Origin of the sequence: Gallaecimonas xiamenensis 3-C-1, from assembly GCF_000299915.1 — a bacterium.
Classification (GTDB): domain Bacteria; phylum Pseudomonadota; class Gammaproteobacteria; order Enterobacterales; family Gallaecimonadaceae; genus Gallaecimonas; species Gallaecimonas xiamenensis.
Genome location: NZ_AMRI01000005.1, coordinates 34,018 through 59,095, shown reverse-complemented (window position 1 = coordinate 59,095; position 25,078 = coordinate 34,018). Strand labels below are relative to the sequence as shown.

General features: G+C 61.1%; 24 protein-coding genes and 3 tRNA genes. 14 read left to right on the top strand and 13 right to left on the bottom strand.

The annotated features are described in order from the left end of the window. Positions 1–54: 54 nt before the first annotated feature. Genes arsC through B3C1_RS04700 form a run of 4 tightly spaced genes read left to right on the top strand, consistent with a single transcriptional unit; the run spans position 55 to position 3,292 of the window. Complete coding sequence (gene arsC / locus B3C1_RS04715) at positions 55–396, top strand: arsenate reductase (glutaredoxin) (RefSeq protein WP_008483261.1); 342 nt, start codon at positions 55–57, stop codon at positions 394–396. Further along, the gene (locus B3C1_RS04710; protein ID WP_008483260.1) at positions 393–932 is read left to right on the top strand and encodes a flavodoxin family protein; all 540 of its coding nucleotides are present in this window, start codon (positions 393–395) and stop codon (positions 930–932) included. The genes arsC and B3C1_RS04710 overlap by 4 nt, the downstream gene beginning before the upstream one ends. Continuing rightward, a complete protein-coding gene (locus B3C1_RS04705; protein WP_008483257.1) occupies positions 929–1,321 on the top strand; it encodes a DUF2069 domain-containing protein in 393 nt (130 codons plus the stop codon). The genes B3C1_RS04710 and B3C1_RS04705 overlap by 4 nt, the downstream gene beginning before the upstream one ends. 27 nt (positions 1,322–1,348) lie before the next feature. Next, complete coding sequence (locus B3C1_RS04700; RefSeq protein WP_008483256.1) at positions 1,349–3,292, top strand: hypothetical protein; 1,944 nt, start codon at positions 1,349–1,351, stop codon at positions 3,290–3,292. 42 nt (positions 3,293–3,334) lie between these two features. Here B3C1_RS04700 and hda read toward each other — a convergent pair whose 3' ends face one another. The 4 genes from hda to upp are packed head-to-tail and all read right to left on the bottom strand — an operon-like array spanning position 3,335 to position 7,053. Continuing rightward, on the bottom strand, positions 3,335–4,027 hold the full coding sequence (gene hda, locus B3C1_RS04695) for a DnaA inactivator Hda (RefSeq protein ID WP_008483255.1): 693 nt from the start codon (positions 4,025–4,027) through the stop codon (positions 3,335–3,337). A gap of 49 nt (positions 4,028–4,076) precedes the next feature. Continuing rightward, the gene (locus B3C1_RS04690; protein WP_008483254.1) at positions 4,077–5,078 is read right to left on the bottom strand and encodes a DUF2066 domain-containing protein; all 1,002 of its coding nucleotides are present in this window, start codon (positions 5,076–5,078) and stop codon (positions 4,077–4,079) included. Between the two features lie 51 nt (positions 5,079–5,129). Then, positions 5,130–6,374 (bottom strand): uracil-xanthine permease family protein, encoded by a 1,245-nt coding sequence (locus tag B3C1_RS04685; RefSeq protein ID WP_008483253.1) that lies wholly within the window; start codon positions 6,372–6,374, stop codon positions 5,130–5,132. Between the two features lie 52 nt (positions 6,375–6,426). Beyond that, positions 6,427–7,053, bottom strand: a complete 627-nt coding sequence (upp, locus tag B3C1_RS04680; protein ID WP_008483252.1) for a uracil phosphoribosyltransferase — start codon at positions 7,051–7,053, stop codon at positions 6,427–6,429. Between the two features lie 156 nt (positions 7,054–7,209). Between upp and purM the strand changes: the two genes are divergently transcribed. Genes purM through B3C1_RS04665 form a run of 3 tightly spaced genes read left to right on the top strand, consistent with a single transcriptional unit; the run spans position 7,210 to position 9,574 of the window. Continuing rightward, the gene (gene purM / locus B3C1_RS04675; RefSeq protein ID WP_008483250.1) at positions 7,210–8,250 is read left to right on the top strand and encodes a phosphoribosylformylglycinamidine cyclo-ligase; all 1,041 of its coding nucleotides are present in this window, start codon (positions 7,210–7,212) and stop codon (positions 8,248–8,250) included. Next, positions 8,247–8,885: a phosphoribosylglycinamide formyltransferase gene (gene purN, locus B3C1_RS04670; RefSeq protein ID WP_008483249.1), complete on the top strand. Its 639-nt coding sequence runs from the start codon at positions 8,247–8,249 to the stop codon at positions 8,883–8,885. Before purM ends, purN begins: the two co-directional genes overlap by 4 nt. Beyond that, on the top strand, positions 8,864–9,574 hold the full coding sequence (locus tag B3C1_RS04665; protein ID WP_008483248.1) for a DUF3108 domain-containing protein: 711 nt from the start codon (positions 8,864–8,866) through the stop codon (positions 9,572–9,574). Before purN ends, B3C1_RS04665 begins: the two co-directional genes overlap by 22 nt. Here B3C1_RS04665 and B3C1_RS04660 read toward each other — a convergent pair. The 3 genes from B3C1_RS04660 to lpcA form a co-directional block, all read right to left on the bottom strand. Further along, entirely contained in the window at positions 9,564–10,340 is a 777-nt protein-coding gene (locus tag B3C1_RS04660) for a class II glutamine amidotransferase (protein WP_008483247.1), read from the bottom strand. The genes B3C1_RS04665 and B3C1_RS04660 overlap by 11 nt on opposite strands. 92 nt (positions 10,341–10,432) lie before the next feature. Then, positions 10,433–10,966: a hypothetical protein gene (locus tag B3C1_RS04655; RefSeq protein ID WP_035481173.1), complete on the bottom strand. Its 534-nt coding sequence runs from the start codon at positions 10,964–10,966 to the stop codon at positions 10,433–10,435. 271 nt (positions 10,967–11,237) lie between these two features. Continuing rightward, positions 11,238–11,819, bottom strand: coding sequence for a D-sedoheptulose 7-phosphate isomerase (gene lpcA, locus B3C1_RS04650; protein ID WP_008483244.1), 582 nt, complete (start codon positions 11,817–11,819; stop codon positions 11,238–11,240). A 149-nt stretch (positions 11,820–11,968) separates the two neighbouring features. On the opposite strand from lpcA, the gene fadE reads away from it, so the two are divergent. The 5 genes from fadE (at position 11,969) to B3C1_RS04625 (ending at position 20,331) form a co-directional block, all read left to right on the top strand. Next, the gene (gene fadE, locus B3C1_RS04645) at positions 11,969–14,434 is read left to right on the top strand and encodes an acyl-CoA dehydrogenase FadE (protein ID WP_336391104.1); all 2,466 of its coding nucleotides are present in this window, start codon (positions 11,969–11,971) and stop codon (positions 14,432–14,434) included. Between the two features lie 191 nt (positions 14,435–14,625). Next, entirely contained in the window at positions 14,626–15,069 is a 444-nt protein-coding gene (azu, locus tag B3C1_RS04640) for an azurin (RefSeq protein WP_008483242.1), read from the top strand. Between the two features lie 117 nt (positions 15,070–15,186). Continuing rightward, a complete protein-coding gene (locus tag B3C1_RS04635) occupies positions 15,187–15,837 on the top strand; it encodes a hypothetical protein (RefSeq protein WP_008483241.1) in 651 nt (216 codons plus the stop codon). A gap of 223 nt (positions 15,838–16,060) precedes the next feature. After that, positions 16,061–17,197, top strand: coding sequence for an efflux RND transporter periplasmic adaptor subunit (locus B3C1_RS04630; RefSeq protein WP_008483240.1), 1,137 nt, complete (start codon positions 16,061–16,063; stop codon positions 17,195–17,197). An 11-nt stretch (positions 17,198–17,208) separates the two neighbouring features. Continuing rightward, positions 17,209–20,331, top strand: a complete 3,123-nt coding sequence (locus B3C1_RS04625; protein WP_008483239.1) for an efflux RND transporter permease subunit — start codon at positions 17,209–17,211, stop codon at positions 20,329–20,331. A gap of 319 nt (positions 20,332–20,650) precedes the next feature. Here B3C1_RS04625 and B3C1_RS04620 read toward each other — a convergent pair. The 5 genes from B3C1_RS04620 to dnaQ form a co-directional block, all read right to left on the bottom strand. Continuing rightward, a tRNA-Asp gene (locus tag B3C1_RS04620) sits at positions 20,651–20,727 on the bottom strand. A gap of 65 nt (positions 20,728–20,792) precedes the next feature. Next, positions 20,793–20,869, bottom strand: a tRNA-Asp gene (locus B3C1_RS04615). A 65-nt stretch (positions 20,870–20,934) separates the two neighbouring features. Beyond that, positions 20,935–21,011: transfer RNA gene (locus B3C1_RS04610), tRNA-Asp, on the bottom strand. Between the two features lie 80 nt (positions 21,012–21,091). After that, positions 21,092–22,300 carry a hypothetical protein gene (locus B3C1_RS04605; RefSeq protein ID WP_156804450.1) on the bottom strand — a complete coding sequence of 403 codons (1,209 nt, stop codon included), beginning with the start codon at positions 22,298–22,300 and terminating at the stop codon, positions 21,092–21,094. Continuing rightward, complete coding sequence (gene dnaQ, locus B3C1_RS04600; RefSeq protein WP_008483237.1) at positions 22,288–23,019, bottom strand: DNA polymerase III subunit epsilon; 732 nt, start codon at positions 23,017–23,019, stop codon at positions 22,288–22,290. Before dnaQ ends, B3C1_RS04605 begins: the two co-directional genes overlap by 13 nt. Positions 23,020–23,094: 75 nt before the next feature. Here dnaQ and rnhA point away from each other — a divergent pair, with 75 nt between their 5' ends. Together rnhA and B3C1_RS04590 are read left to right on the top strand one after the other, a co-directional pair. Then, positions 23,095–23,559, top strand: coding sequence for a ribonuclease HI (gene rnhA, locus B3C1_RS04595; protein WP_008483235.1), 465 nt, complete (start codon positions 23,095–23,097; stop codon positions 23,557–23,559). Between the two features lies 1 nt (position 23,560). Further along, positions 23,561–24,331, top strand: coding sequence for an HAD-IIA family hydrolase (locus B3C1_RS04590; protein ID WP_008483234.1), 771 nt, complete (start codon positions 23,561–23,563; stop codon positions 24,329–24,331). On the opposite strand, the gene B3C1_RS04585 is transcribed toward B3C1_RS04590, so the two are convergent. Beyond that, entirely contained in the window at positions 24,282–25,025 is a 744-nt protein-coding gene (locus tag B3C1_RS04585; RefSeq protein ID WP_008483233.1) for a class I SAM-dependent methyltransferase, read from the bottom strand. The two genes, B3C1_RS04590 and B3C1_RS04585, sit on opposite strands and share 50 nt — an antisense overlap. Positions 25,026–25,078 lie beyond the last annotated feature (53 nt).

The following is a 25,078-nucleotide window of genomic DNA, read 5'->3' as shown; positions in this document are numbered from 1 at the left end:
TTGGCAGCACTGGCTGGGCCGCTACAATGGCGGCTCAAGCTAGAAGGAGGCGTTATGCAGCTGTATCACAATCCAAGGTGTTCCAAGTCCCGCGAAACCCTGGCCTTGTTGGAAGCAAGGGGCCTTTCCCCCGAGGTGGTGCTCTACCTGGAACAGGCCCCTTCTGAGGCAACCATCAATGGGCTGCTGGTAAAGCTAGGGTTCGACTCTGCTCGCCAGCTGATGCGCACCAAAGAAGACCTCTACAAAGAACTGGGCCTGGCCCAGGAAGAGGACCAAGCCGCCCTTATCAAGGCCATGGCTGAGCACCCCAAGCTCATCGAGCGCCCTATTTTGGTGAACGGTGACAAGGCCCGCCTTGGCCGCCCCCCCGAGCAGGTACTGGAGATCCTATGACAGCGGCCTTGGTGCTCTATTACAGCAAGACAGGGGCAACCCGCCAGATGGCGCGCCTGATTGCCAGGGGCATCGAAGAGACCGGGGTGGAGAGCTGGCTGCGCACCGTCGAGGACGGCGGCGAAGATCCCAAGGTCAGTAGGGAGGAGCTACACAGCGCCTCGGCCCTGGCCCTTGGCAGCCCTACCCGCTTTGGCGGCATGGCCGCCCCCATGAAGGCCTTCTGGGACGACACCGCCAGCGAATGGCTGGCCGGCAGCCTGGTGGACAAACCGGCCTGTGTCTTTACCTCGGCCGGCAGCCTGCACGGTGGCCACGAAAGCACCTTGCTGGCGATGATGGTGCCCTTGTTGCATCACGGCATGATGGTACTGGGCCTGCCCTATACCGAGCCTGCCCTGCATCACACCCAAAGCGGTGGCACTCCCTATGGCCCCAGCCACTGGGCCGAGGCCGGCGCCATCACCAACGATGAAAAGGCCCTGTGCCTGGCCATGGGCCGGCGCCTGGGCAAGATGACCAAGGCCCTTGCATGAAACCGGCCCAGCCCCACACCCAGCGCATGCGCTATCTGGCCCTGGCCGGTTATTTGGGGCTGCTTTGTTGGGTACCGCTGTGGCGGTTGTGGCTGGCCCCCCATCCGCAACTCAGTGCCGGCTTCCTGCTGGCATTGTGGTTTTTGCCCTTGCTGTTGCCCTTGAAGGGCATACTTAAGGGCAACCCCTACACCTACGCCTGGGCCAACTTTCTGGTGTTGCTTTACCTTACCCACAGCCTGACCCTGCTCTGGGTTAGCCCGGCCGAGCGCTGGCTGGCCGCCGTGGAGCTGATATTTACCTTAATGATGTTAACCGGCGGTGTCTTTTACGCCCGTTGGCGTGGCAAAGAGCTTGATTTAGGACTCAAAAAAAACCAACCTCATTAACATTCGAAAAACGAGACAGAGGATGTTATGACGGTTCCCACCACCCCACGCCTGTTGGCGCTGGTCCTTGCCAGCGCTGTGCTCGCTGCCTGCGGCGGCAGCAGCGGCTCTGACGATATCAGCAACCCTATTCCCCCCACCACAGAGTTGACCCTGACCGGTGACAGCAGCGCCCAAACCGGCGACGCCGTCGGCATAGTGGCCACATTACCGGCCGGCAGTTACCGAAGCTTTCAGTGGACCCAGACCGCCGGCCCCACTGTGCCACTGCTGGCCGACAAGACTACAGGCGTAGGCTTTGACGCCGTCGAGGCCGGTAACTACCGTTTCAGCTTTACCGCCACCCTGACCAACGGCAACACCCTGAGTAAAGACTTCAGCCTGGATGTCAGCAGCGACACCGCTGCCAAGGCCCAGATGCGGCTGGACCGCTCGGTCAGCGAAGGGGCCGAGTTTTCACTGCGCCTCAACGCCACCGGCATCAGTAGCGTGTCGGGCTGGTCGTTCCGCCAGTTGTCTGGCCCCAGCGCCAGCTTACAGACCAGCCAGAGCTCTCCGGTGCTGTTCGTGACCGCACCCAAGGTCAGCAGCGACGCCGTCATGGTCTTTGAGGGCAGTGTCGAGACCAATGTGGGCACCCTCAAAGACAGGGTCTATGTGGCGGTACAGGACAGGCCAGAGGTCACCAGCCCCTACTTTTGCGCCGAAGACGGGGAAAGCTGCGCTACCTCAACCCCCAGGACCCGGGTCTACGCCTACCAGGGCAGCAGCCCCTATGCCAGCCGCCTGGCCGACTGTGTTTATTCCAACCAGTTGGACGACAGCGATCTTTGCACCATCAACAACCTGCCACCCATAGGCCTGAACAACCAGGAGCCCACCGTCAACCAGATCATGGACAGGGTGCTGGTGTCCCACGACTGGATGGGGGAGCGTTTCAAGACTTTCCTGACCAGCCTGGATCCCAACAGCGACTTCAAGCATCTGCTGCGGGCCACTACCGCCATCGTCATCGCCCATGACATCAGGCCGTCCTTTTACTGGGCCTTGACCGGTGCCATCTACCTGGACCCAGACAGTCTCTGGCTGACCCCGGCCGAGCGGGACATGATCAACGAGCAGCCCGATTTTCGCGCCGGCTTTGGTTCCGAACTGCAATTCCTGGTGCCCTGGCGCTACGTCAAGGACAACGACTATGCCTTCTCCAGCACCGATCCCCAGGCCCGCCAAAGCCGCACCCTGGCCGAGCTGGAGGCAGATCTTGGCTCCCTGCTCTACCATGAGCTGACCCACGCCAACGACTTTATGTCTCAGACCAAACTGGCCTTGGGCTTGAACGGCAACAGCATCTTCGTTGACGCGGCATTGGCTTCTCCTGTGCTGTCTACCCAGCTCAGCACGACATCACCCTTGCTGTCAGCTGAAATGGCCGAGCTAGCCCAGGTCAGTTTCTTCGGGGAAACGGCGTCAGCCGCCCAAAGGGCCTATCAACCGGGCGATGTATCGGGCTTTTTCTTCCCCGACCGGGCCAACGACTTTTACAACTACGCCAGCACCCGTGAGGATCTGGCCATGTTGTTTGAAGAGACCATGATGAAGCTGCGCTATGGCATCGACAGAGACGTAGCGGTCACCAGCCTGCCCAGCAATCCCAGCTCCGCCAACGATTACATCGTCGACAGGGGCCAACGTAACCGCATCGCCGTCAGCCAAGTGCGTTCAAGGGCCCTGACTGCCGTACAAGGGGTCTTACCCGACGCCTACAGCCAGGCCCAGGCCATGCTCAACACCCTGACACCACTGGAGTTCTGTGCCGGCAAGGGTTGGGTGGACAACCTGGATCCGGCCAACTGCGCCGGTGCCGCCGCCTTCAGTGTCAGCGCTCAAAGCCTGGCCGAGGCGCCCCGCAGCGCCCCCTTACCCAGCAACCAGCGGCGCAGCGTCATGCCGCCCCTGCCCAAATCGCAGTAACAAAAAAAGCCCGCACGATGCGGGCTTTTTTATGGCGATGAGTTACAGGTCCAAGGCCTGCTTGACGAAAGGAATGGTCAGCTTACGCTGGGCGGCAATGGAGGCCTTGTCCAGAGCGTCCAGGGCTTCAAACAGGGAACGCATATCCCGGGACAGGCGGTTGAGCACAAAGCGGCCCACATCGTCCGGCAGGGTAAAACCCCGTAATCCCGCCCGCAATTGCAGGGCCGCTAGTTTGCCTTCATCGTCCAGGGGATGGAGCTGGTAGGTCACCCCCCAGTCCAGGCGCGACACCAGATCCGGCAGGGCCAGCCCCAACTGCTGGGGCGGCGCCTCGGCGGTGATCACCAGGTGAGCCCCGTCGCGGGTTTCCAAGACTCTGTTGTAAAGGTCAAACACCTGGCGTTCCCAGGCATCGTCACCGGCTATGGCCCCCACATCATCGATGCAGACCAGGGCCAGTTTTTCCATGCCTTCAAGCATGGCCGGGGCCATCTGTTCCCTGGCTTTCAGGGGCAGGTAGGCGGCGGCGGCACCGCGCTCGGCGGCCAGGGCGCAGGCGGCATGCAGCAGGTGGCTGCGGCCGCTTTTACCTTTCCCCCACAGATAGAGCACCCTTTTGCCTTCGGCACGGGCGGCATTTTTTACTGCCGCCACCACTTGGGCATTGTCGCCTGGGTAGAAACTGACAAAGGTTTCGTCGTCAGGAAGTTGAACCGCCAGGGGCAACTGCATAGAAGACTGGTTTCCTGTTACTTAATAATGCAGAGCGGCCCCAGGCCGCTCATCGACTGACAAAATGATACTGGCCATCCGGCCCCACCTCAAAATGGCGGGACAGGGTCAAAGCCTGGCGCAGCTGTTCTTCGTCGCCACGCAGCTGCAGGCTGAATACCACCTGCGAACCCGATACCGAGTCCACATTGGCATCGGCCACCTGAGCCAGGGCTTTAAGCTCGTCCAGGGCCTGCAGGTAATCCGCAGCTCGGCCCACCCCCACCAGGGTCAGCTGGGTCAGCTGGGCCGACAGTTGGCCTTTGACCGCCAGGCTCTGGGCCAGGCGGTCGGCCATGTCGTCCACCATGGCCTTCAAGGCCAGTTCCAGGCTGTCGCCACGGCTGTCGCCGCTGGCAGGCAAGGCCCCTTCCAGTTGCCAGCTCACCCTGAAGCCGGCACCGTCTTGGCTGGCCTTGGCAATCACGAACTGCTCGGCCTTGTAACGGCTGGAGGCGTCGCTGACCGGCTCGCGAAAGCGGCCCCAGACATCCAGCACGTCGAGCTTGAGCTTATCGTCCAGATCCCACAAGGGCAGCAGCACCGGCAGCCCCCGCACTTTGCCTTCCTCGGCCAGGGCCTTGGCCAACAGCGGGCTGGAGGCGTCGCTGACCAGGTCACGCTGGCCACCCTGCTCGGCGGCTATCCACAGCAAGGTGGTGGGTCTGTCACTGCCCCAAACCGGCCAGCCCCGTTGCCAGACGGCTTGCTCCAGGGGGCGCTGGTCGAAGGCGGCATAGAGTACCAGCTCGCCTTTTTCCTGCTCATAGCGGTAAGAAAGCAGGAAAGGACTGGGGTCCTTAAGCAGGTCGGCCAGGGCCGGCGCACTGGCGGCATCGCTGGATCCGGTGATCCGCACCAGGGTCTGGGCCATGGCGGCCTTGATGGCGTCGTTGCGGGCACTGTCGGTCTGGCTGGTGACCACGACCTGACTGCGGTACAGGTCATTGACCGGCACTGCCAGTACCTGGGTACAAAAAAGAGCCAGGCAAACAAAAAGATAGGCTTTCATGACGTTCTCCGAAGCGGCATCCCCCGATCATAGGGGGGCCGCCCCCCTGACTCAAGATGCAGCTTGTTCCTTGGGTAACACCAGGTTCAGCAAAATGGCCACCAGAGCGCACAAACTGATGCCTTGCAGGGTGAAGGAGCCCAGCCCCACCACCATGCCACCCACACCGAATACCAACACCACTGAGGTGATCACCAGGTTGCGGGGCTGCCCCAGGTCGACCCGGGCGCGGATCAGGGTATTGATGCCCACGGCGGCGATGGAGCCGAACAGCAGCACCATGATGCCGCCCATCACCACGGAAGGAATGGACTGCAGCGCCGCCCCCAGCTTGCCCACAAAGGCCAGCACTACCGCAAAGACGGCGGCCCAGGTCATGATGCGCGGGTCAAAGCTCTTGGTCAGGGTCACGGCGCCGGTCACCTCCGAATAGGTGGTGTTGGGCGGGCCACCGAAGCAGGCCGCCAGGGTGGTGGCCAGGCCATCTCCCAGCATGGTGCGGTGCAGGCCGGGCTTTTTCACATAATCCTTACCGGTGACCGTGCCGATGGCCAGCACGTCGCCGACATGCTCTATGGCCGGTGCTATGGCCACCGGCAACATCCAAAGGATCGCCTCCCAGCGAAACTCCGGCATGGTGAATTGAGGCAGGGCCAGCCAAGGAGCGGCGGCCACCTTGTCAAAAGACACCAGGCCCAGGGCCAAAGACAGGGCGTATCCCACCACTATGCCGGCCAGTATGGGGATCAGCTTGAAAATGCCACGGGCAAAGGTCGCCACCACCAGCGTGGTCGTCAGAGACAACATGGACACCATCAGCGCCTTGTCGGCGGGCACCAGTTGGGCACTGCCATCGCCGGCCTTGCCCATGGCCATGTTGACACCCACATGGGCCAGGGACAGGCCGATAACGATGATGATGGGGCCCACCACCACAGGGGGCAGCACCCGCTCGATAAAGCCCACACCCCGCACCCTGATAAAGGCCGACAGGGCCACATAAACCAGGCCGCAGGCAGCCAGGCCCCCCAGGGTGGCGGGCAGGCCAAACTGTTGGGTGCCCAGGATAACAGGGGAGATAAAGGCAAAACTGGAGGCCAGGAACACCGGTACCTGGCGTTTGGTCACCAGCTGGAATACCAGGGTGCCAAGGCCGGCGGTGAAAAAAGCCACATTGGGGTCGAGCCCGGTCAGCAGCGGCATCAGCACCAGGGCGCCGAAGGCCACAAACAGCATCTGCCCACCCACCAGGGCACGCTTGACAGGGTCATTGATGTGGAAAGGATCCGGGGTCATATTCTTGTTGTCTCTTGGCTAACAAAAACCCGGCCAATGCCGGGTTTGGTGATCACTTGGTACCGAAGATCTTGTCGCCGGCGTCGCCCAGGCCGGGAATGATATAGCCCTGCTCGTTAAGGCATTGGTCGACGGAGGCGGTATAGAGGTCAACGTCGGGGTGGGCCGCTTCCAAGGCCTTGACGCCCTCGGGGGCCGCCACCAGCACCAGTACCTTGATGTGCTTGCAGCCGCGCTTTTTTAGGAGGTCGATGGTGGCGACCATGGAGCCACCGGTAGCCAGCATGGGGTCGATCACCAGGGCCACCCGCTCTTCCAGATCACCACAGAGTTTTTCAAAGTAGGGAACCGGCTCCAGGGTTTCTTCGTTGCGGTACATGCCCACCACCGACACCCGGGCAGAAGGAATGTGCTCAAGTACGCCGTCCATCATGCCGAGGCCGGCACGCAGGATGGGAACCACTGTCACTTTCTTGCCCTTGAGCTGCTGTACTTCCACCGGGCCGTTCCAACCTTCGATGGTCACGGTTTCCAACTCAAAATCCTTGGTCGCCTCATAAGTGAGCAGGCTGCCCACTTCGGCGGCCAGTTCCCGGAAACGCTTGGTGCTGACGTCAGCTTCACGCATCAGGCCCAGCTTGTGTTGGACCAGGGGATGTTTGACTTCACAGATCTTCATGGCGCTTCCTTATAACTGGCACAAAATCCCCTAATTTTACCCGCCAGCCCCAGGCTCGACAACGGAAAAAGCCGCGAGGAAAACGTTTCAACTTGAACTCGGCCCAGCTACAATACGCCCGCCCAAAAATCCCCTAACATGCCCTAGAGGAAGACGATGAGCGAAAAACGCACGTCACTGTCCTACAAAGACGCCGGTGTAGACATTGATGCAGGTAACGCCCTGGTAGAACGGATCAAAGGGGTGGCTCGCCGCACCAGCCGCCCTGAAGTGATGGGAGGCTTGGGTGGTTTTGGCGCCCTGTGCCAGATCCCCAGCGGCTACCAGGAGCCGGTACTGGTGGCAGGCACCGATGGTGTCGGCACCAAGCTGCGCTTGGCTCTGGACTGGAACCGCCACGACGGCGTCGGTATCGACCTGGTGGCCATGTGCGTGAACGACCTCATCGTTCAGGGTGCCGAGCCCCTGTTCTTCCTCGACTACTACGCCACCGGCAAGCTGGACGTGGATGTGGCCGCCCAGGTGGTTGCCGGTATCGGTAACGGCTGTGAGCAGTCCGGCTGCGCCCTGATCGGCGGTGAAACCGCTGAGATGCCCGGCATGTACGAAGGGGACGACTACGACCTGGCCGGCTTCTGTGTCGGTGTGGTGGAAAAGTCCAAGATCATCGACGGTTCCGGGGTGGACGAAGGGGATGCTCTGATCGCCCTGCCCTCTTCCGGCCCCCATTCCAACGGCTATTCCCTGGTACGCAAGATTGTCGAAGTGGCCGGTGCCAAGGCCGACACCATAGTCGACGGCAAACCCCTGGCTGACCTGCTGCTGGAACCCACCCGTATCTACGTCAAGCCGGTGCTGGAGCTGTTCCGCAAGGTCCGGGTCAAGGCCCTGTCCCACATCACAGGTGGCGGCTTCTGGGAGAACATCCCCCGAGTCCTGCCCGCCGACGCCAAGGCCGTGGTCAACGAAGCCTCCTGGCAATGGCCGGCCATCTTCAACTGGCTGCAAGCCGAAGGCAACGTCACCCGCGAAGAGATGTACCGCACCTTCAACTGCGGCGTCGGCCTGGTGCTGGTGGTACCGCACTCCCAGTTGGAAGAAGCCCTGGCGGTGCTGACCGAGCAAGGTGAAAAACCCTGGCACATCGGTACCATCGCCAAGCGCGCCGACGGCGACAAAGCGGTAGAGATCCATTGAAACGTATTGTCGTCCTGATATCCGGTAGCGGCTCGAACCTGCAGGCGATCATCGATGCCTGCGGCGAGGGCCGCCTTAACGGCCAGGTGGTGGGGGTCATTTCCAACAAGGCCGATGCCTACGGCCTGACCCGCGCCGCCACGGCCGGTATTGCCACCCAGGTACTGAGCCACAAAGGCTTTGCCGACCGGGAAAGTTACGACGCCGCCCTGGTGGCGGCGGTCAACGACTTTGGCGCCGACCTGGTGGTACTGGCCGGCTTTATGCGCATCCTGACCCCGGTGTTTGTGGGCGCCTTCGAAGGCAGGTTGCTCAACATTCACCCGTCGCTGCTGCCCAAGTACAAGGGCCTCAACACCCACCAGCGGGCCCTTGACGCAGGTGACAACGAGCATGGCGTATCGGTGCATTTCGTCACCGCCGAGCTGGACGGTGGCCCTGTCATCGCCCAGGCCAAGGTGGCCGTCGACAGCAGCGACAACGCCGACAGCCTGGCCCACAAGGTTCACCTCAAAGAACATGTCCTTTATCCCATGGTCTGTGGCTGGTTCGTTGACGGCAGATTGCAAATGGGCGAAGGTAAGGCCTGGCTTGACGGACAGGTTTTACCGCCATGCGGTTACGCAACACACTGATCTCTTTGACACTGGCAGCGATAACCTCGCTGCCGGTTTTTGCCGCTTCATCTCCCGCCACCTACGACGCCACCTATAAGATCCTGCGCAAAGGCAAAGCCCTTGGCGTCGGCACCCGCAGCCTCAGCTGGGTTGGGGACCACTACGAACTGAAAAATGCCTCTGATCTGCGCTGGCTTATCTTCACCGACCAGCGCCAGGAAGCCTCCACCTTTACCGTCGAAGACGGTCAGATCCTGGCTAGCCATTACGAGTACAGCCGCTCCGGCACTGGGCCGGATGAAAGCGATGTGTTGGATTTTGACGGCAATACCGTCAAAAGCGGCGGCGCCGGCATCGAAGTCCAAGGCACCGTTTTCGACCCCCTCTCCTACCAGCAGCAGCTGGCCCTGGACTTGGCCGCCGGCAAGGACAAGGTCAACTACCGGGTGGTCAAGGAACTCAAGGAAAAGGAATACCGTTTCGAGGTGGTGGGTGAAGAGCGCATCAGCACTCCTCTTGGCGAACTGGACACCCTGAGGGTGGAGCGAGACAGGGGCGAAGGCTCCAGCCGCCAGACCATCTTCTGGCTGGCTCCCAGCCTCGACTACACCCTGGTCCGCCTCTGGCAGGCCAAGGACGGGGTGGAACAAATGGAGCTGGTGATCAGCGACTACCAGCGCGCCAAAGCCGACACCACTACCCCTTGAGGTAGACCTCTCCCAAGCGAAACACCACATACTGCCCTGGCGCCATGGCGGCCCAGGGCTCCCCTTCGGTCAAGGGAGTGGTGGCGATCACCGTTACCACGTCATCGGGCGTCGTCAGGGCGCCAAAGTCCACTTCCATGTCTTCGTCGATAAGCTTGGCAGCACCGAAAGGGGCGCGCCGGGTCAGCCATTGCAGTTTGGTGGAGCAATAGGCCATCAGGTAACGGCCGTCGGTGAGCAGCATGTTGAAGACCCCCAAGGCCTTCAGTTCCTCGGCCACCTTGGCCACAAAGCGCCAGAAGGTCTGTGGCTTGGCCGGGGGTCCTTCGGGGAAGCGCGTACGAATGCGGTGCAGCAGATGGCAAAAGGCCCGTTCCGAGTCGGTTTGACCCACCGGAATACTGGTGCCGGTGGCCAGGGCCTGGTAGCCGCTTAGCTGGCCGTTATGGGCAAAAGTCCAGTTGCGGCCCCACAGCTCCCGGGTAAAGGGATGGGTGTTCTCCAACCCCACCTTGCCCCTGTTGGCCTGGCGGATATGGGACACCACGGCGCAGCTCTTGATGGGATAGTCGCGCAAAAAACCGGCTACGGGGGAGCAGTGGGAAGCGTCAGGGTCTTTGAAGGTCCGACAACCCTTGCCCTCGTAGAAGGTGATACCCCAGCCGTCTTTGTGGGGCCCGGTATCCCCTCCACGTTTGATAAGGCCGGTAAAACTAAAACAGATGTCGGTCGGCACATTGGCACTCATGCCAAGCAACTCACACATGGCGGCTATCCCTGGAAAACGTCGGCGACAGCGAGGATAGCAAGAGCCGCAGCTGAAAGTAACAGGGGACCTGCCGGCCCCCTGGATATCCCTTAGAGGTGATTGGCGTAGGCCAACTGGGCCATCAGGCCTTCAGTGCCCTGTTCCACCTGGCTTGCCCAGACCATACGGCTGCTGGCAACGTCATAGAGGTTCATCTGCCAGCCGGCCAACGGGTTCTGGCTGCTTTGGCTCAGCTCTTCGCTGGCACGGTACAAAGCAGGGTAGACCACCCACAGCGGCGCAAAACGCTCCGGGGCCAGGCCATTGGCGTTGTGGCGCTGCTCGCTGACCAGGAGTACATGGGACAGGTGGCGTGAACGCAAGTCGGCCATCAAGGGCATGGCACGGCCGCCTTTGACCAATTCTTCCAAGGCCTGGTCCCCGGCGACGGCATTGACCCCCTGGGCCTTGAGGCGCTCGGTCAACTCGGCGGTAAGGGCGCTGCGGTTGCTGCCGTCCTGGCTGGCTACCCAAACCAACACCTGCTCCAGCTTTTGTCCCTGGGAGGCACGCCAGCTATAAGCCGGGTCGGTCGCACAGCCGCTGAGCCACAGCACGGCGCACAGCATCCATATCCTTTTCATTTTTACTTCCTTGTTGTCATGGCAATAGAGAGGGAGGCGCATAATACAACATCCAAGGCAAAGACACATGTTAAATAAATGAAAATGCCAAGGAAGCTTTACTTCCGCCAACTTCCGCCCCAACCGGGCTTCGCCATACCCTAGCGCTCACTTCCAAAAGGCTAACTTAACGTCACAGGTAAAAAGGATTGACGACACCAACAGCGCAGACCAGTGCCAGGATCAACCAATAAAAAACCCGGCCTAAGCCGGGTTGGTGAAGAGGCGGTCTTTAGTCCGCCATCAGCTGTTCGACCATCAGTATGATGGAGTGGATCACCTTGATGTGGATCTCTTGGATGCGGTCGGCATAACCAAAATGGGGCACCCGCACTTCCACGTCGGCCATACCGGCCAGCTTGCCGCCGTCTTTACCGGTCAGCAGGATCACCTTCATGCCCTTGGCCTTGGCCGCTTCCACCGCCTTGATGATGTTGCCCGAGTTGCCCGAGGTGGAAAGACCAAAGAGCACGTCCCCTTCCCGGCCCACCGCTTCAACGTAACGGGAGAACACATAATCAAAGCCGTAGTCGTTGCCGACACAGGACAGGTGGCTGGGGTCGGAAATGGCGATGGCCGGCAGACCGGCCCTGTTATCACGAAAACGCCCGGTCAGTTCTTCGGCAAAATGCATGGCATCGCAGTGGGAGCCGCCGTTACCGCAGGAGATCACCTTGCCGCCGGCCTTGAACTGTTCGGCCAGCAGGTGGGCAGCATCGGCCACGGCATTCAGCTGAGCCTGGTCGGCGCTGAATTTGGCCAGTACGTCGGCGGCTTCAACCAGTTGCTGGCGTACTATGTCTTTCAAGTCCATCTTCGACTTCCTGTATGGGCAGTTAAGTTGACGATTATAACCAGCCATAATGAACAAATCCTTCTTGATTCACTGCGCCGTATCCAGTAAAAAGTGGCAACAACATAGAGGTCTGACCTCTTAGAAAACAGAACCCCGTAAAGGAGGGAATCGTGTTGACTTTATTCTGGACCCTGGTGGTCCTCGGTGGTGCCTGGGCCCTCGCCTACCACCGGGCCTCCCTGATGACCTTCACCGTCGCCACCTTCGCGGCCTTGCTGGCCGGCAGCCTGTTTGGTGGCGTCTCCATCTGGCTGTGGCTGATCGCCCTGCTGGTACTGGTGCCCCTGAACATCACCAGCATCCGCCACAACTACATTTCCGGTCCCTTCCTGAAGCTGTACCGCAAGATCATGCCGGAAATGTCCAGCACCGAGCGCGAAGCCATCGAAGCCGGTACCACCTGGTGGGACGGTGAGCTGTTCCGTGGCAACCCCGACTGGAACAAGCTGCACGCCTTCCCCAAACCGCATCTGTCTGCTGAAGAGCAAGCCTTTATCGACGGTCCCGTCGAGGAAGTCTGCCGCATGGTCTCCGACTGGGAGACCACCCACGAACGGGCCGATCTGGCCCCAGAAGTGTGGCAATACCTCAAGGACAACGGCTTCTTCGCGATGATCATCAAGAAGGAGTACGGCGGCCTGGAATTCTCCGCCTACGCCCAGTCCCTGGTCCTGCAAAAGCTGACCGGCGTGTCCATGGTGCTGTCTTCCACCGTCGGCGTACCCAACTCCCTGGGCCCGGGTGAGCTGCTGCAGCACTACGGCACCAAGGAGCAGAAAGACCATTACCTGCCCCGCCTGGCCAAAGGCCTGGAGATCCCCTGCTTTGCCCTGACCAGCCCGGAAGCCGGCTCCGACGCCGGTGCCATTCCCGATTTTGGCGTGGTCTGCAAAGGCGAGTGGGAAGGCAAAGAAGTGCTGGGGATGAAAATCACCTGGAACAAGCGCTACATCACCCTGGCCCCGGTGGCCACAGTGCTGGGCCTGGCCTTCAAACTGCGTGACCCTGACGGCCTGCTGGGCGGTGAGGAAGACCTGGGCATTACTTGCGCCCTTATTCCCACCAACACCCCCGGCTGTGAAACCGGCCGCCGCCACTTCCCGCTGAACGTGCCCTTCCAAAACGGTCCGACTCGCGGCAACGAGGTATTCGTACCCATCGACTACATCATCGGTGGCCCGAAAATGGCCGGCCAAGGCTGGCGCATGCTGGTGGAATGTCTGTCCGTTGGCCGTGGCATCACCCTGCCCTCCAACGCCACAGGCGGTATCAAGTCCCTGGCTTTGGCCTCCGGCGCCTATGCCCGGGTCCGTCGCCAGTTCCGCCTGCCCATCGGCAAGATGGAAGGTATCCAAGAGCCCCTGGCCCGCCTGGGCGGCAGCGCCTACCTGATGGGCGCCACCTGTGAACTGACCACCACCGGCCTGGATCTTGGTGAAAAGCCCTCTGTTATCACCGCCATCGTCAAGTACCACCTCACCGACCGCATGCAAAAAGGCATCATTGACGCCATGGACATCCACGGCGGCAAAGGTATCTGCATGGGCCCGGAAAACTACGTTGCCCGTGGTTACCAGGGGGCTCCCGTAGCCATCACAGTGGAAGGGGCCAACATCCTGACCCGCTCCATGATGATCTACGGCCAGGGCGCCATCCGCTGCCATCCCTTCGTGCTGGCCGAGCTGGAAGCCGCCGCCATCGAAGACAAGAAGCAGGCTCTGGTAGCCTTCGACAAGGCCGTGTTTGGTCACATCGGCTTTGCCATGTCCAACTTCTTCCGCTCCCTGTGGCTGGGCCTGACCGGTGCCCGTTTCAGCGCCAGCCCCTTCAGGGACCAGACCAAACGTTACTACCAGCAGATGAACCGCTTCAGTGCCAACCTGGCCCTGCTGTCGGACGTGGCCATGGGCGTGCTGGGTGGCGAGCTCAAGCGCCGCGAGCGGGTCTCTGCCCGCCTCGGTGACCTGCTGAGCCAACTGTATCTGGCTTCTGCCGCCCTCAAGCGCTTTAACGACGAAGGCCGTCGCCGCGAAGATCTGCCGCTGCTGCAATGGGCCGTGGAAGACGCCCTGGCCAAGCTGCAAGACAGCCTGGACGAGCTGCTGCGCAACTTCCCCAACAAATGGGTTGGTGGCTTCCTGCGCCTGGTTATCCTGCCTTGGGGCCGCCCGGTCAGCCGTCCCAGCGACAAGCTGGACTATAAAGTGGCCACCCTGCTGCAACAGCCCTCCGACGTCCGTACCCGCCTGGGCCAAAGCCAGTACCTGACCCGCGTCGACAACAACGTTGTGGGCATGCTGGAGCAGACCCTGGACGACGTTCTGGCTGTGGAGCCGCTGTTCAACAAGATAGCCAAGGCCACCGATCCCAAGCGCCTGTTCTGGCGTCTGGATGAAGTGGCCAGCGAAGGCCTGGCCCTTGGCCTTATCGGCGAGGACGAAGCCGCCCTTCTGCGCCGCGCCGAACAAGGCCGCCTGCGCGCCATCAACGTCGACGACTTCGACCCGCTCTACCTGGCCGCCGACAAGGATCTGGTCAAGAAAGAGAAAAAGGCCGCCGGTAAAGCTGCATAAGCGAGCTAACCGATTGAAAATAAAAGCCCCGCTTCGGCGGGGCTTTTTGTATCCTAAAGGGGCACCTCGGCCTTTGCCTGCCAACAGGCAGAGGCCTAAGGCCCGGCCTAACACCGAGTTTTGACCTATAACATGGCAATGACCCGGCGCCCCTGGCAGCCTGGGCATGACATCGATAACGGAGGTTAACTGTGAAAAAAGCGATTTTTGGCCTGCTTCTGGCCCTGGGGACCCCGGCTGTGATGGCCGACGAATGCGCCACCGTGGTGGAAGGTAACGACGCCATGCAGTTTAACGTCAAGGAGATCACGGTACCGGCCAGCTGTAAGAGCTTCACCGTCACTCTCAAGCACGTGGGTAAACTGCCCAAGAACACCATGGGCCACAACTGGGTGCTGAGCCAGAGCGCCGACTACCAGGCCTTGGCCATGGCCGGTGCCCAGGCGGGCCTGGACAAGGACTATCTGCCAGAGGGCGACGCCAGGGTACTGGCCCACACCGCCATCATCGGCGGCGGTGAGGAAACCGCCGTGACCCTGGATATGGCCAGCCTGAAAAAAGGCGGCGATTACAGCTTCTTCTGCTCCTTCCCCGGCCACTTTGCGGTCATGCACGGCAAGCTGGTTGTGCAATAACAAGCCCCTTGCCAACAGACCCGGCTCAGGCCGGGTTTTTTATGCCCCTTGGTGACGCCAAGCCTCTGCTTGGGTTAGGGTAAGGGCCAGACAGACAATACCAAGGACGATACTCCCTTGTTGAAGTGGCTCTGGCGCCTTTTCCTGCTTACCCTGCTCAGTGGCCTGTTGGTCAGCAGCCTGCTGTTTTTCGCCCTCTACCACACCTATGAACGCCTCACCGACGAGGCCCCTGTGGCCTGGCTGCGTTTTGACAAGTTGGGCGAGCAGCATTATCAGTTGCACCTGCGCACCACCGACCAATGCCAAGAGCGCAGCTTTCCCATCAAAGGGGACGATTGGCGCCTGGACGCCCGCTTTATCAAGTGGCCTCACTGGCTGACCTTGATGGGCTTCGAACCCCAATACCGCCTGGAGAGGGTGGAAGGGCGTTATCGTAACATCCAGCAAAGCAATGACTTACCGCACAAGGCCTACGCCTTGTCGCCCCAAACCTGGGTCCAGCCACAATGGCTAGATACCCTGTCTTTTCTCGTCGACACCGAATTTGGCTCCTCCACCTATGCTCCCATGGACAAGGGCCAGGACTATGTGGTCTACCGCAGTAACAGTGGCCTTTTTGCCAGGGCCCAGGAAAAGGCTGCCACCCTGGAGCCCCTGGCGCTGACCGCCAGCCGTCCCTGCCAGCTGCCCCAGTCCTACTGGACCCAGGCGGCCCTGTGGCTGGACCGCCAGGCCCGGACCCTGGCCCAGCAGCCCGCTGAGTAAAACGCCGGGCCGTCAGCCAGCTATACCTTTGTAGGTGGACGGGCGGGAGGTTGTACCGCAGGGGACGCTAATGGCGCCCGGGTACAACCTTTGTTCCAGGCTGTGAAACGCTCTGTAACAGCTTTTTTAGAATGAACGTTCATTCGTTCTGATATTATGTCGGCACTCAAAGATCCCGAGTTCCTGTTTCAAGGATTGTCATTTCGAACACAGAGGTTTTGTCATGCGACAATATAAAAGCGCCATTTTGGCCCTGGCGATCACCGCAGCCCTGTCGGCCTGTAGCCCCGCCGACCAGGCCGCTCAGGGGCAGCAGATGCCCCCTCAGGAAGTCGGCATCATGACGGTTCAGCCTGCCCAGGTGAAGCTGCAAACCGAGCTTCCTGGCCGTACCCAGGCCTTCCTGGAAGCCCAGATCCGCCCGCAGATCAGCGGCGTGGTGTTAAAGCGTCTGTTTACCGAGGGCGGTACCGTCGAGGAAGGCCAGCCTCTGTACCAGATTGACCCCGCTCCCTTTGAAGCGTCCCTGGCCAGCGCCAAGGCCAGCGTGCTGCGTGCCAAGGCCAACGCCCGCTCCGCCGAACTGACCTTCAAGCGCTACCAGAAACTGGTGAAAACCAACTATGTGAGCCAGCAGGACCTGGACGATGCCGAAGCCGCCTACCAGTTGGCCATAGCCGACATCAAGGTGGCCGAAGCCAACCAGAACACCGCCGAGATCAACCTGAACTACACCGAAGTGCGCTCCCCCATCGGCGGCCATATCGGCAAGTCCAGCGTTACCCCCGGCGCCTTGGTGACCGCCAACCAGGCCCAGGAGCTGGCCACGGTACAACAGCTCGACCCCATCTATGTCGACCTGACCCAGTCCAGCGCCGCCCTGCTGGCCCTCAAGTCCAAGCTGGCCAGCGGTAACCTCAAGCAGGCCGACAGCGCCGAGGTGTCCCTGACCCTGGAAGACGGCAGCACCTATTCCCGTGCCGGCAAGCTGGAGTTTGCCGAGGTCAACGTCAACCAGACCACAGGCTCGGTGACCCTGCGTGCCATTTTCCCCAACCCTGACGGTGTGCTGCTGCCCGGCATGTACGTGCGCGCCATGGTCACCACAGGGGTGGACGACGCCGCCATTCTGGTACCCCAGAAAGGGGTAAGCCGCGACGCCAAAGGCAATGCCAGCGTCATGGTCGTGGGCGCCGACAACAAGGTGGAAGCCAGACCGGTCAACGCCACTGAAGTGGTCAAGGGCCAATGGCGCATCACCGACGGCCTCAAAGCCGGCGACAAGGTTATCCTCGACGGCCTGCAGAAGGTCCGTCCCGGTGCCGCCGTAACCACGGTTGACGCCACCGCGCAGCAGTAAGGGGAGCATTCATGCCACGTTTTTTCATTGATCGCCCGATTTTTGCCTGGGTGATCGCCATTCTCATCATGCTGGTGGGGGTATTGGCCATCATGCGCCTGCCGGTGGCCCAGTACCCCAGCATAGCGCCGCCGACGGTGACCATCACCGCCAACTACCCCGGTGCCTCGGCCAAGACGGTGGAAGACGCCGTTACCCAGGTCATCGAGCAACAGATGAACGGTATTGATGGCCTGAACTACATGTCGGCCACCAGTAACTCCAACGGCCAGGCCACCATCACCCTGACCTTCAGTTCCGATACCGATCCGGACATCGCCCAGGTCCAGGTGCAGAACAAATTGCAACTGGCCACCCCGCTGCTGCCGGAAAGCGTGCAGCGCCAGGGGGTGACCGTTACCAAGTCGGTACGTAACTTCCTGATGGTGCTCGCCTTCGTTTCCGAAGACGGCTCCATGGACAAGGCCGATATCTCTGACTACATCAACTCGACCGTCAAAGATCCCTTAAGCCGGGTGCAGGGTGTGGGTGAATTGCAGGTGTTCGGTGCCCAGTACGCCATGCGTATCTGGCTCGACCCCTTCAAGCTCAAGCAGTACAACTTCACTGCCGCCGACATCACCGCCGCTATCCAGGCCCAGAACGCCCAGGTGGCTGCCGGCCAATTGGGTGGTACGCCGTCGGTGCAGGGCCAGCAGCTCAACGCCACCGTCACGGTCCAAAGCCGCCTGCAGACCCCGGAGCAGTTCCGCAACATCATTCTGCGTACCGGCAGCAACGGCGCCAACGTCTACCTCAAAGACGTGGCCAAGGTGGAGATGGGGTCTGAGAACTACAGCTTCACCACCAACTTCAACGGCCAACAAGCTACCGGCCTGGGTATTCGCCTGGCCACAGGTGCCAACGCCCTGGACACCGCCGCCGCCGTTGAGGCCAAGATCGAGGAGATGTCCAAGTTCTTCCCGACCGGGCTCAAAGCGGTAGTGCCCTTTGACACCACCCCCTTCGTCAAGCTGTCCATTGAAGGGGTAGTGCACACTCTTATCGAGGCCGTGGCACTGGTGTTCCTCATCATGTACCTGTTCTTGCAGAACTTCCGGGCCACCTTGATCCCCACCATAGCGGTGCCCGTGGTACTGCTGGGAACCTTCGGCGTGCTGTCCTTCTTTGGTTACTCCATCAACACCCTGACCATGTTCGCCATGGTACTGGCCATCGGCCTGCTGGTGGACGACGCCATCGTCGTGGTGGAAAACGTCGAACGGGTGATGAGCGAAGAAGGTCTGTCCCCCAAGGAAGCCACCAAGAAGTCCATGGAACAGATCACCGGCGCCCTGGTGGCCATCGGCCTGGTGCTGTCTGCCGTGTTCGTCCCCATGGCCTTTATGACCGGCTCCACCGGGGTTATCTACCGCCAGTTCTCCATCACCATCGTCTCGGCCATGGCCCTGTCGGTGCTGGTGGCATTGATTTTGACCCCGGCCCTGTGCGCCACCATGCTCAAACCCATCCAGAAGGGCCACCACGCCAGCGAGCGCGGCTTCTTCGGCTGGTTTAACCGCTGGTTCGACAAATGCACCCAGGGCTACCAGGGCAACGTGGCTGCCATCCTCAAGCGCGGTGGCCGCTTCATGATCATCTATCTGGTGATCATCGCCGCCGTCGGCTGGCTGTTCAGCCGCACCCCCAGTTCCTTCCTCCCCGATGAGGATCAGGGCGTGCTGTTCGTCCAGGTGCAGTTGCCGGAAGGCTCCACCCAGGAACAGACCTCTCAGGTGTTTAAGCAGGTAGAGGACTACTTCCTGACCCAGGAGAAGGACAACGTCTACTCGGTACTGACCGTTGGTGGCTTCAGCTTTGCCGGCCAGGGCCAGAACATGGGTATTGCCTTCGTCAAGCTCAAGGACTGGAGTGAGCGTACCGCTCCCGGCACCGACGTGCAGTCTATCGCCGGCCGTGCCATGGGCGCCTTCTTCCAGATCAAAGACGCCATGGTGTTCGCCTTCGTGCCGCCAGCGGTACTGGAGCTGGGTACCGCCAACGGCTTTGACATGTACCTGCAGGACCGCAACGCCCAGGGCCATGACAAGCTGATGGCCGCCCGCAACCAGCTTTTGGGCATGGCGGCCCAGGAGCCGGGCCTGGTGGCGGTTCGCCCCAACGGCCAGAGCGACAAGTCAGAGTACAAGGTGGATATCGACCATGAAAAAGCCGGTGCCCTCGGGGTGTCGGTCAGCGATATCAACTCCATCCTGGCCACCGCCTGGGGTGGTACCTACGTCAACGACTTTATCGACCGTGGCCGCGTCAAAAAGGTGTATGTGCAGGGTGAAGCCCCTTACCGCATGCAGCCGGAAGACGTGAACGACTGGTTCGTACGCAACGCCAGCGGCGAGATGGTGCCCTTCTCGGCCTTCTCCTCCGGCCGTTGGACCTACGGTTCGCCCCAGCTGCAACGTTACAACGGCTTGCCGGCGGTGCAGATCCAGGGTGCTGCGGCCCCGGGCCAGAGCTCCGGTGACGCCATGGCCAAGATGGAAGATCTGGTGGCCAAGCTGCCCCCGGGCTTTGGCCTGGAGTGGACAGGCCTGTCCTACGAGGAAAAGCTGGCCGGTAACCAGGCCCCTGCCCTCTATGCCCTGTCTATCCTGGTGGTATTCCTGTGTCTGGCAGCCCTTTATGAAAGCTGGTCCATTCCGTTCTCGGTACTGCTGGTGATCCCCCTTGGGGTCCTGGGTACCCTGATCGCCACCGACGCCCGGGGCATGGCCAACGACGTCTACTTCCAGGTAGCGCTGCTGACCATCATCGGCCTGGGTGCCAAGAACGCCATCCTTATCGTCGAATTTGCCAAAGAGCAGTTCGAGTCCGGTAAAGGCCTGGTGGAAGCCACCCTCGAAGCGGTACGGATGCGTCTGCGCCCCATTTTGATGACCTCGCTGGCCTTCGGCCTGGGTGTTGTGCCCCTGGCCATCAGCAGCGGCGCCGGCTCCGGTAGCCAGAACGCCGTTGGTACCGGGGTACTGGGTGGTATGGTTGCCTCCACCGCCTTGGGTATCTTCTTCGTGCCGCTGTTCTTCGTGCTGGTTGAACGCCTGTCACTGAAGCTTGGCAAGAAAGACTACCAGCCCTAACCTTTTGGTTTTCTCGGTAAGCGCCCTTAGGGGCGCTTTTTTTTGCCTTTTTACAGACCGACAATAGCCTGCCTTTTCAGCTCACCCTCTGGGCTGCCAAGCCAATACATGCAACGCACGGCATTAGCCAAACGCCGCCAGGCGAACTCTGAAAAGCTTAAGACGGATAGGCATGGGGGATGGTTGAGGGTGCTGAAAGGACGCCGCAGTGGGCCGCTGGGGAAGCCTGAGAGCAGGAGAACAAATGGCAGGGTGAAGGCAAGCGCCCCCAAAAAAGGCAATAAAAAAGCCCGACCTGATGGTCGGGCTTTGGATTAAGTGGCGGAGTGGACGGGACTCGAACCCGCGACCCCCGGCGTGACAGGCCGGTATTCTAACCAACTGAACTACCCCCCCGCTCTGTATTCGCTTTGGCTTTCGCCGCCTACCTGGGCGTGCAACCCCGGTCGGCATTTGTAAGTTGGCGGAGTGGACGGGACTCGAACCCGCGACCCCCGGCGTGACAGGCCGGTATTCTAACCAACTGAACTACCACTCCGCACTGTATTCGTTTTGGCTTGCGCCGTCGACCCGGGCGTGCAACCCCAATCGACTCATGTTTGTTGGCGGAGTGGACGGGACTCGAACCCGCGACCCCCGGCGTGACAGGCCGGTATTCTAACCAACTGAACTACCACTCCGCGCTTCACCTTTTGGGGTTGTCACCCCCGGTGCGGCGCAAATACTAAGGGCGGTACGCGCCTAGCGTCAACACCTTTCCTTAAATTTTTTCGTTAAAGTCGTCAGGACGGCTCAAATCGAGCAAAAAGCCATCATTTTCCTGTGCTTGCGGTTGAGTTTCCGGCATTTCTAGCACGCTTTCAGACACAGCTTTCTCGCCGTTTCTGCGCCTTAACAGCCACCATATGCTGCCAAAAAGTACAGGCAGCAGGGCCAGCAGCCACCACAGGCCAGAAATTGACGACTTAGCTTCCACTACCACTTCGGGTTTAGGGGCGGCCACCGGCTTGGGCGGCATCGCCACCAGGGTACGGGGCGCCAGCTTCAACTGCCGGGTTTGGCCGCTGCTGTCTTCAAAGCCGATGCTACCGGTAACGGTGACGTTTTGGCCCGGTTCCTGGGGGTAGCGCAGCTCACCCAGGCCCTTTTCATCCAGGCGCAGGATACGGGTGGTGGTCTGGTTGTCCCCCAGGTGCAGCACCAACCGGGCCCTTACCGAGCCCGCCAATATGTCATCAGCCAGCAGGTGCAACTGGTAAAGGTGAGGGCTGAGCACGTCGGCCGGGGGCGGCAGGGTCACCTCGAAGGGGACCTTTTTCAGTTCCAGATCATGGGAGAAGGCCTGTTTGTCAAAACCGGCCTTGTTCTCCAGATGCCAACGGTAATGGCCGGCCAGATCCGGCAGGCTGAAACGGGCACAGTAAAGGCTGCCGTCCGGTTGCAGGCTCACCTTGGCACTGGAACTGAAGCCGAAGTTGTCGTCCTGGCCCAGGTGGGCACTGGTCAGCCAGGTGCGGGCCACCACCAGGTGCTGCACTTCTTCGGGAGTCAGGGCATGAGCCGCTTCCTGGTAAGGCTGACAAAGCCGTACCTCCTCCCCGGCGTAACGGGGGCTTGGCCAGGCGGGCTCTGCAAAGGCGATGCCCTGGTAGTCGAGAATGGCCTCAACCTTGCCCAGGGCCTGCCAGGGTCCCAACTCGGGATCTTCGATGCTGACAATATCCAGGCTGGTATTGCTGTACCAGCGCACGGCATCGGGATGGCGGCTCTCGTAGAGTTTATCGCCCCTCGGCCCCACCAGGATCACCGGATCTGAGCCAGCCTCCCGGCGAAACACCTTGACCAGCGGCGCCTGCTCCACTTGGAACAGGGTCTGCAAAAAGGTGGGGGCCTTGGGATCCGGGGTCACCGTCTCGGCTGCCACCGGCAGGGCAAAAAGGGCCAGGGCCCAGGGGGTCAACCTCGCCACAAACAACTGCCCCCTTTCTTCTGAACCAGGTCCAGCCGCTGCTCGTGGGCAGCCAGCTCGGTGTCCGTCGCCCTGACCACCCGCAAGGCGCCCGGCTGCAGGTCAAGGCGGCGTATGCCCCCTGCCCCCTCTTCGCTGCTGTCGCCGCCGGTCACCAGGTTGAGTTTGGTCTGGCCACCGGTCATGGCCAGGTAGACGTCGGCCAGGATCTCGGCATCGAGCAAAGCGCCGTGCAGGGTACGGCCGGAGTTGTCGATAAAGAAACGGTCGCACAATACGTCCAGGTTGTTGCGCTTGCCGGGGAACATGCGCCGCGCCATCACCAGGGTGTCGGTGACGCTGCAGAAAGTCTGGGTGGCCGGCTGCTGGGGGTTCCACATGCGGAACTCGTGGTCCATAAAGCCGATATCGAAGGGCGCGTTATGGATAACAAGCTCGGCGCCGCGAATAAACTCGATAAAGTCCTGGGCCACCTCGGCAAAGCGGGGCTTGTCCCGCAAGAAGTCGTCGGTGATGCCGTGCACCTGGATGGCTTCGGGGTCGACCGGCCGGTCCGGCTGCAGGTAAACGTGGAAGTGCCGGCCGGTCAGGCGGCGGTTGATCACCTCGACGCAGCCGATCTCGATGATGCGGTGCCCTTCCCAGTGAGGACCGACATCCTGGTTCATACCGGTGGTTTCGGTATCCAGCACCACCTGACGATGAATTTGCTCGCTCATAAGACCTTGGATTTGCTGATGGGCGCCGAGAAAGGCACACTTGACGAATTCCCCGCATCTTACCAATGAAGTCCAGTGCGAAAACAGATCACCCTCTACACAGATGGCTCCTGCCTCGGCAACCCGGGTCCCGGCGGATACGGCGTCCTGTTACGTTATCGGCAGCATGAGAAATGCTTGAGCCAAGGATACCGCCTGACCACCAACAACCGCATGGAGCTGCTGGCCGCCATCGCCGGCCTTGAGAGCCTCAAAGAGCCGTGCAGCATCGATATCTGGACCGACAGCCAGTACGTGCGCCAAGGGATCACCTCCTGGATGGCCGGCTGGAAGAAAAACGGCTGGCGCACCGCCAGCCGCCAGCCGGTCAAGAACCAGGACCTGTGGCAGCGCCTGGACGCCGCCGCCGGCCGCCACGAGATCCGCTGGCACTGGGTCAAGGGCCATTCCGGCCACCCGGAGAACGAAAAGGTTGACCAACTGGCCAGGGCCGCCGCCGAGTCCAATACTTTACTGGAGGATTCGGGCTTCGAGGGGTGACATGATTGAAGGGCTGCTTTGCGATCTGGATGGGGTCTTGCTGGTCAACGACCAGCCCCTGCCCGGTGCCCTGGAAGCGGCCCAGGAACTGAAAGCCACCCTGCCCCTGGCCTTTGTTACCAACAGCACCCGCCTGACTCCCAAGGCCCTGGCCGCCAAACTGGTTGGCCTTGGCCTGGACATCAGCCCCAAGTTTATCCTGTCCCCCCTGAGCGTGGCCCAATCACTGCTGGCCGAGCGCGGCATCCGTCGTCTCTGGTCATTGGTGGCAGAGGGCATTCAAAGCGCTTTTGACGATTACCAGCAGGACCAGCACCACCCCGAGGCCCTGGTGCTGGGGGATATAGGCCCGGACTGGGATTACCGGTGCCTCAATGCTGCTTTCAATTGCCTGCACCAGAATCCCGGCATTCCCGTTATCAGCCTGGGGCTAAGTACCTACTATCAGGGCCCACAAGGCCTGCGCTTGGACGTAGGGCCCTTTGCCAGGCTGCTGGCAGAAGCCAGCGGCGCCGAGTTGCTGGTGTGCGGCAAGCCCCAGCAGGGCATCTTTGCCCTAGGAGCCGAAAGATTGGGGTTGGCCCCTGCGCAACTGGCCATGGTGGGGGACGATCTGGATACGGACGTGAGGGCTGCCCAACAGGCCGGTCTAACCGGCATATTGGTGCGCACCGGCAAGTTTCGCCAGCAGGCCCTGGACCAGGGCGGCAAGGCGCCGGATGTCATTCTCGATGGGCTTTGGGCCCTCCCTGCCTGGCTACGCGCCCGGTAACGGTGCCGGTCACCGGCACCACGGCGCGCTGGCGGCGCCGGCCAAGGGCCGGGGTCAGCTGCAGGGGAATACTGCGCTTGCGGGCCACCAGCACATAGAGGCCACCCAGGAAATGGGCATAGTTTTCTCCCAGTGCCTCCAGCCACTGGGGGTTACGCCCTGGCAAAGGGCCAAACAGCAACCGCTCGTCGGCGATCACCTCAAAACCCAGCAGGGCCAGCCAGTCCTTGATGCGCAGGGGGTGATAGAAATGGCCATCAAAGGGCGGGGTCTTGCGCCAAAAGCCGCAAAGGTGCATCAGCGACAAGGGGTTAAAGCCGGTCAGCACCAGATGGCCACCGTCCACCAACACCCGTTCGGCTTCGCGCATCAGTTGGTGAGGGTCTGTGCTGTATTCCAGGTTATGGGACATCACCAACACATCGACGCTGCGCCCCTGCAGGGGCAGTTCGGTGCCCTGACATTGCACCTGGCCGCTTTGGCCTATATACCACTGGCGCTGCACCCGGGCAGCGGAGCAGTCAAAGGCACTGGCCAAGGGCCCGACCTTGACCAGGTAATAACCATAAAAACGCGGCCACCACAGGCTCAGGCGGCAGGCCTCCTGTTCCAGGAACCAGGCGCCATCCTTGAGACTTTGCCAAGACTCGGGCATGGTGCCGGATTGATGCCTTTTCACCGGACTAAACAGCATCAGCAGTTTCCATCTGACCAAGGGAGAATGACACTGTGCCTTTGACGGACCTG

What these genes read in the sequence shown, in the direction of transcription:
- arsC (WP_008483261.1), top strand. Translation starts at nt 55, where the DNA reads ATGCAGCTGTATCACAATCCAAGGTGTTCCAAGTCCCGCGAAACCCTG.
- B3C1_RS04710 (WP_008483260.1), top strand. Translation starts at nt 393, where the DNA reads ATGACAGCGGCCTTGGTGCTCTATTACAGCAAGACAGGGGCAACCCGC.
- B3C1_RS04705 (WP_008483257.1), top strand. Translation starts at nt 929, where the DNA reads ATGAAACCGGCCCAGCCCCACACCCAGCGCATGCGCTATCTGGCCCTG.
- B3C1_RS04700 (WP_008483256.1), top strand. Translation starts at nt 1,349, where the DNA reads ATGACGGTTCCCACCACCCCACGCCTGTTGGCGCTGGTCCTTGCCAGC.
- hda (WP_008483255.1), bottom strand. Translation starts at nt 4,027, where the DNA reads ATGCAGTTGCCCCTGGCGGTTCAACTTCCTGACGACGAAACCTTTGTC.
- B3C1_RS04690 (WP_008483254.1), bottom strand. Translation starts at nt 5,078, where the DNA reads ATGAAAGCCTATCTTTTTGTTTGCCTGGCTCTTTTTTGTACCCAGGTA.
- B3C1_RS04685 (WP_008483253.1), bottom strand. Translation starts at nt 6,374, where the DNA reads ATGACCCCGGATCCTTTCCACATCAATGACCCTGTCAAGCGTGCCCTG.
- upp (WP_008483252.1), bottom strand. Translation starts at nt 7,053, where the DNA reads ATGAAGATCTGTGAAGTCAAACATCCCCTGGTCCAACACAAGCTGGGC.
- purM (WP_008483250.1), top strand. Translation starts at nt 7,210, where the DNA reads ATGAGCGAAAAACGCACGTCACTGTCCTACAAAGACGCCGGTGTAGAC.
- B3C1_RS04665 (WP_008483248.1), top strand. Translation starts at nt 8,864, where the DNA reads ATGCGGTTACGCAACACACTGATCTCTTTGACACTGGCAGCGATAACC.
- B3C1_RS04660 (WP_008483247.1), bottom strand. Translation starts at nt 10,340, where the DNA reads ATGTGTGAGTTGCTTGGCATGAGTGCCAATGTGCCGACCGACATCTGT.
- B3C1_RS04655 (WP_035481173.1), bottom strand. Translation starts at nt 10,966, where the DNA reads ATGAAAAGGATATGGATGCTGTGCGCCGTGCTGTGGCTCAGCGGCTGT.
- lpcA (WP_008483244.1), bottom strand. Translation starts at nt 11,819, where the DNA reads ATGGACTTGAAAGACATAGTACGCCAGCAACTGGTTGAAGCCGCCGAC.
- B3C1_RS04630 (WP_008483240.1), top strand. Translation starts at nt 16,061, where the DNA reads ATGCGACAATATAAAAGCGCCATTTTGGCCCTGGCGATCACCGCAGCC.
- B3C1_RS04625 (WP_008483239.1), top strand. Translation starts at nt 17,209, where the DNA reads ATGCCACGTTTTTTCATTGATCGCCCGATTTTTGCCTGGGTGATCGCC.
- dnaQ (WP_008483237.1), bottom strand. Translation starts at nt 23,019, where the DNA reads ATGAGCGAGCAAATTCATCGTCAGGTGGTGCTGGATACCGAAACCACC.
- B3C1_RS04590 (WP_008483234.1), top strand. Translation starts at nt 23,561, where the DNA reads ATGATTGAAGGGCTGCTTTGCGATCTGGATGGGGTCTTGCTGGTCAAC.
- B3C1_RS04585 (WP_008483233.1), bottom strand. Translation starts at nt 25,025, where the DNA reads ATGCTGTTTAGTCCGGTGAAAAGGCATCAATCCGGCACCATGCCCGAG.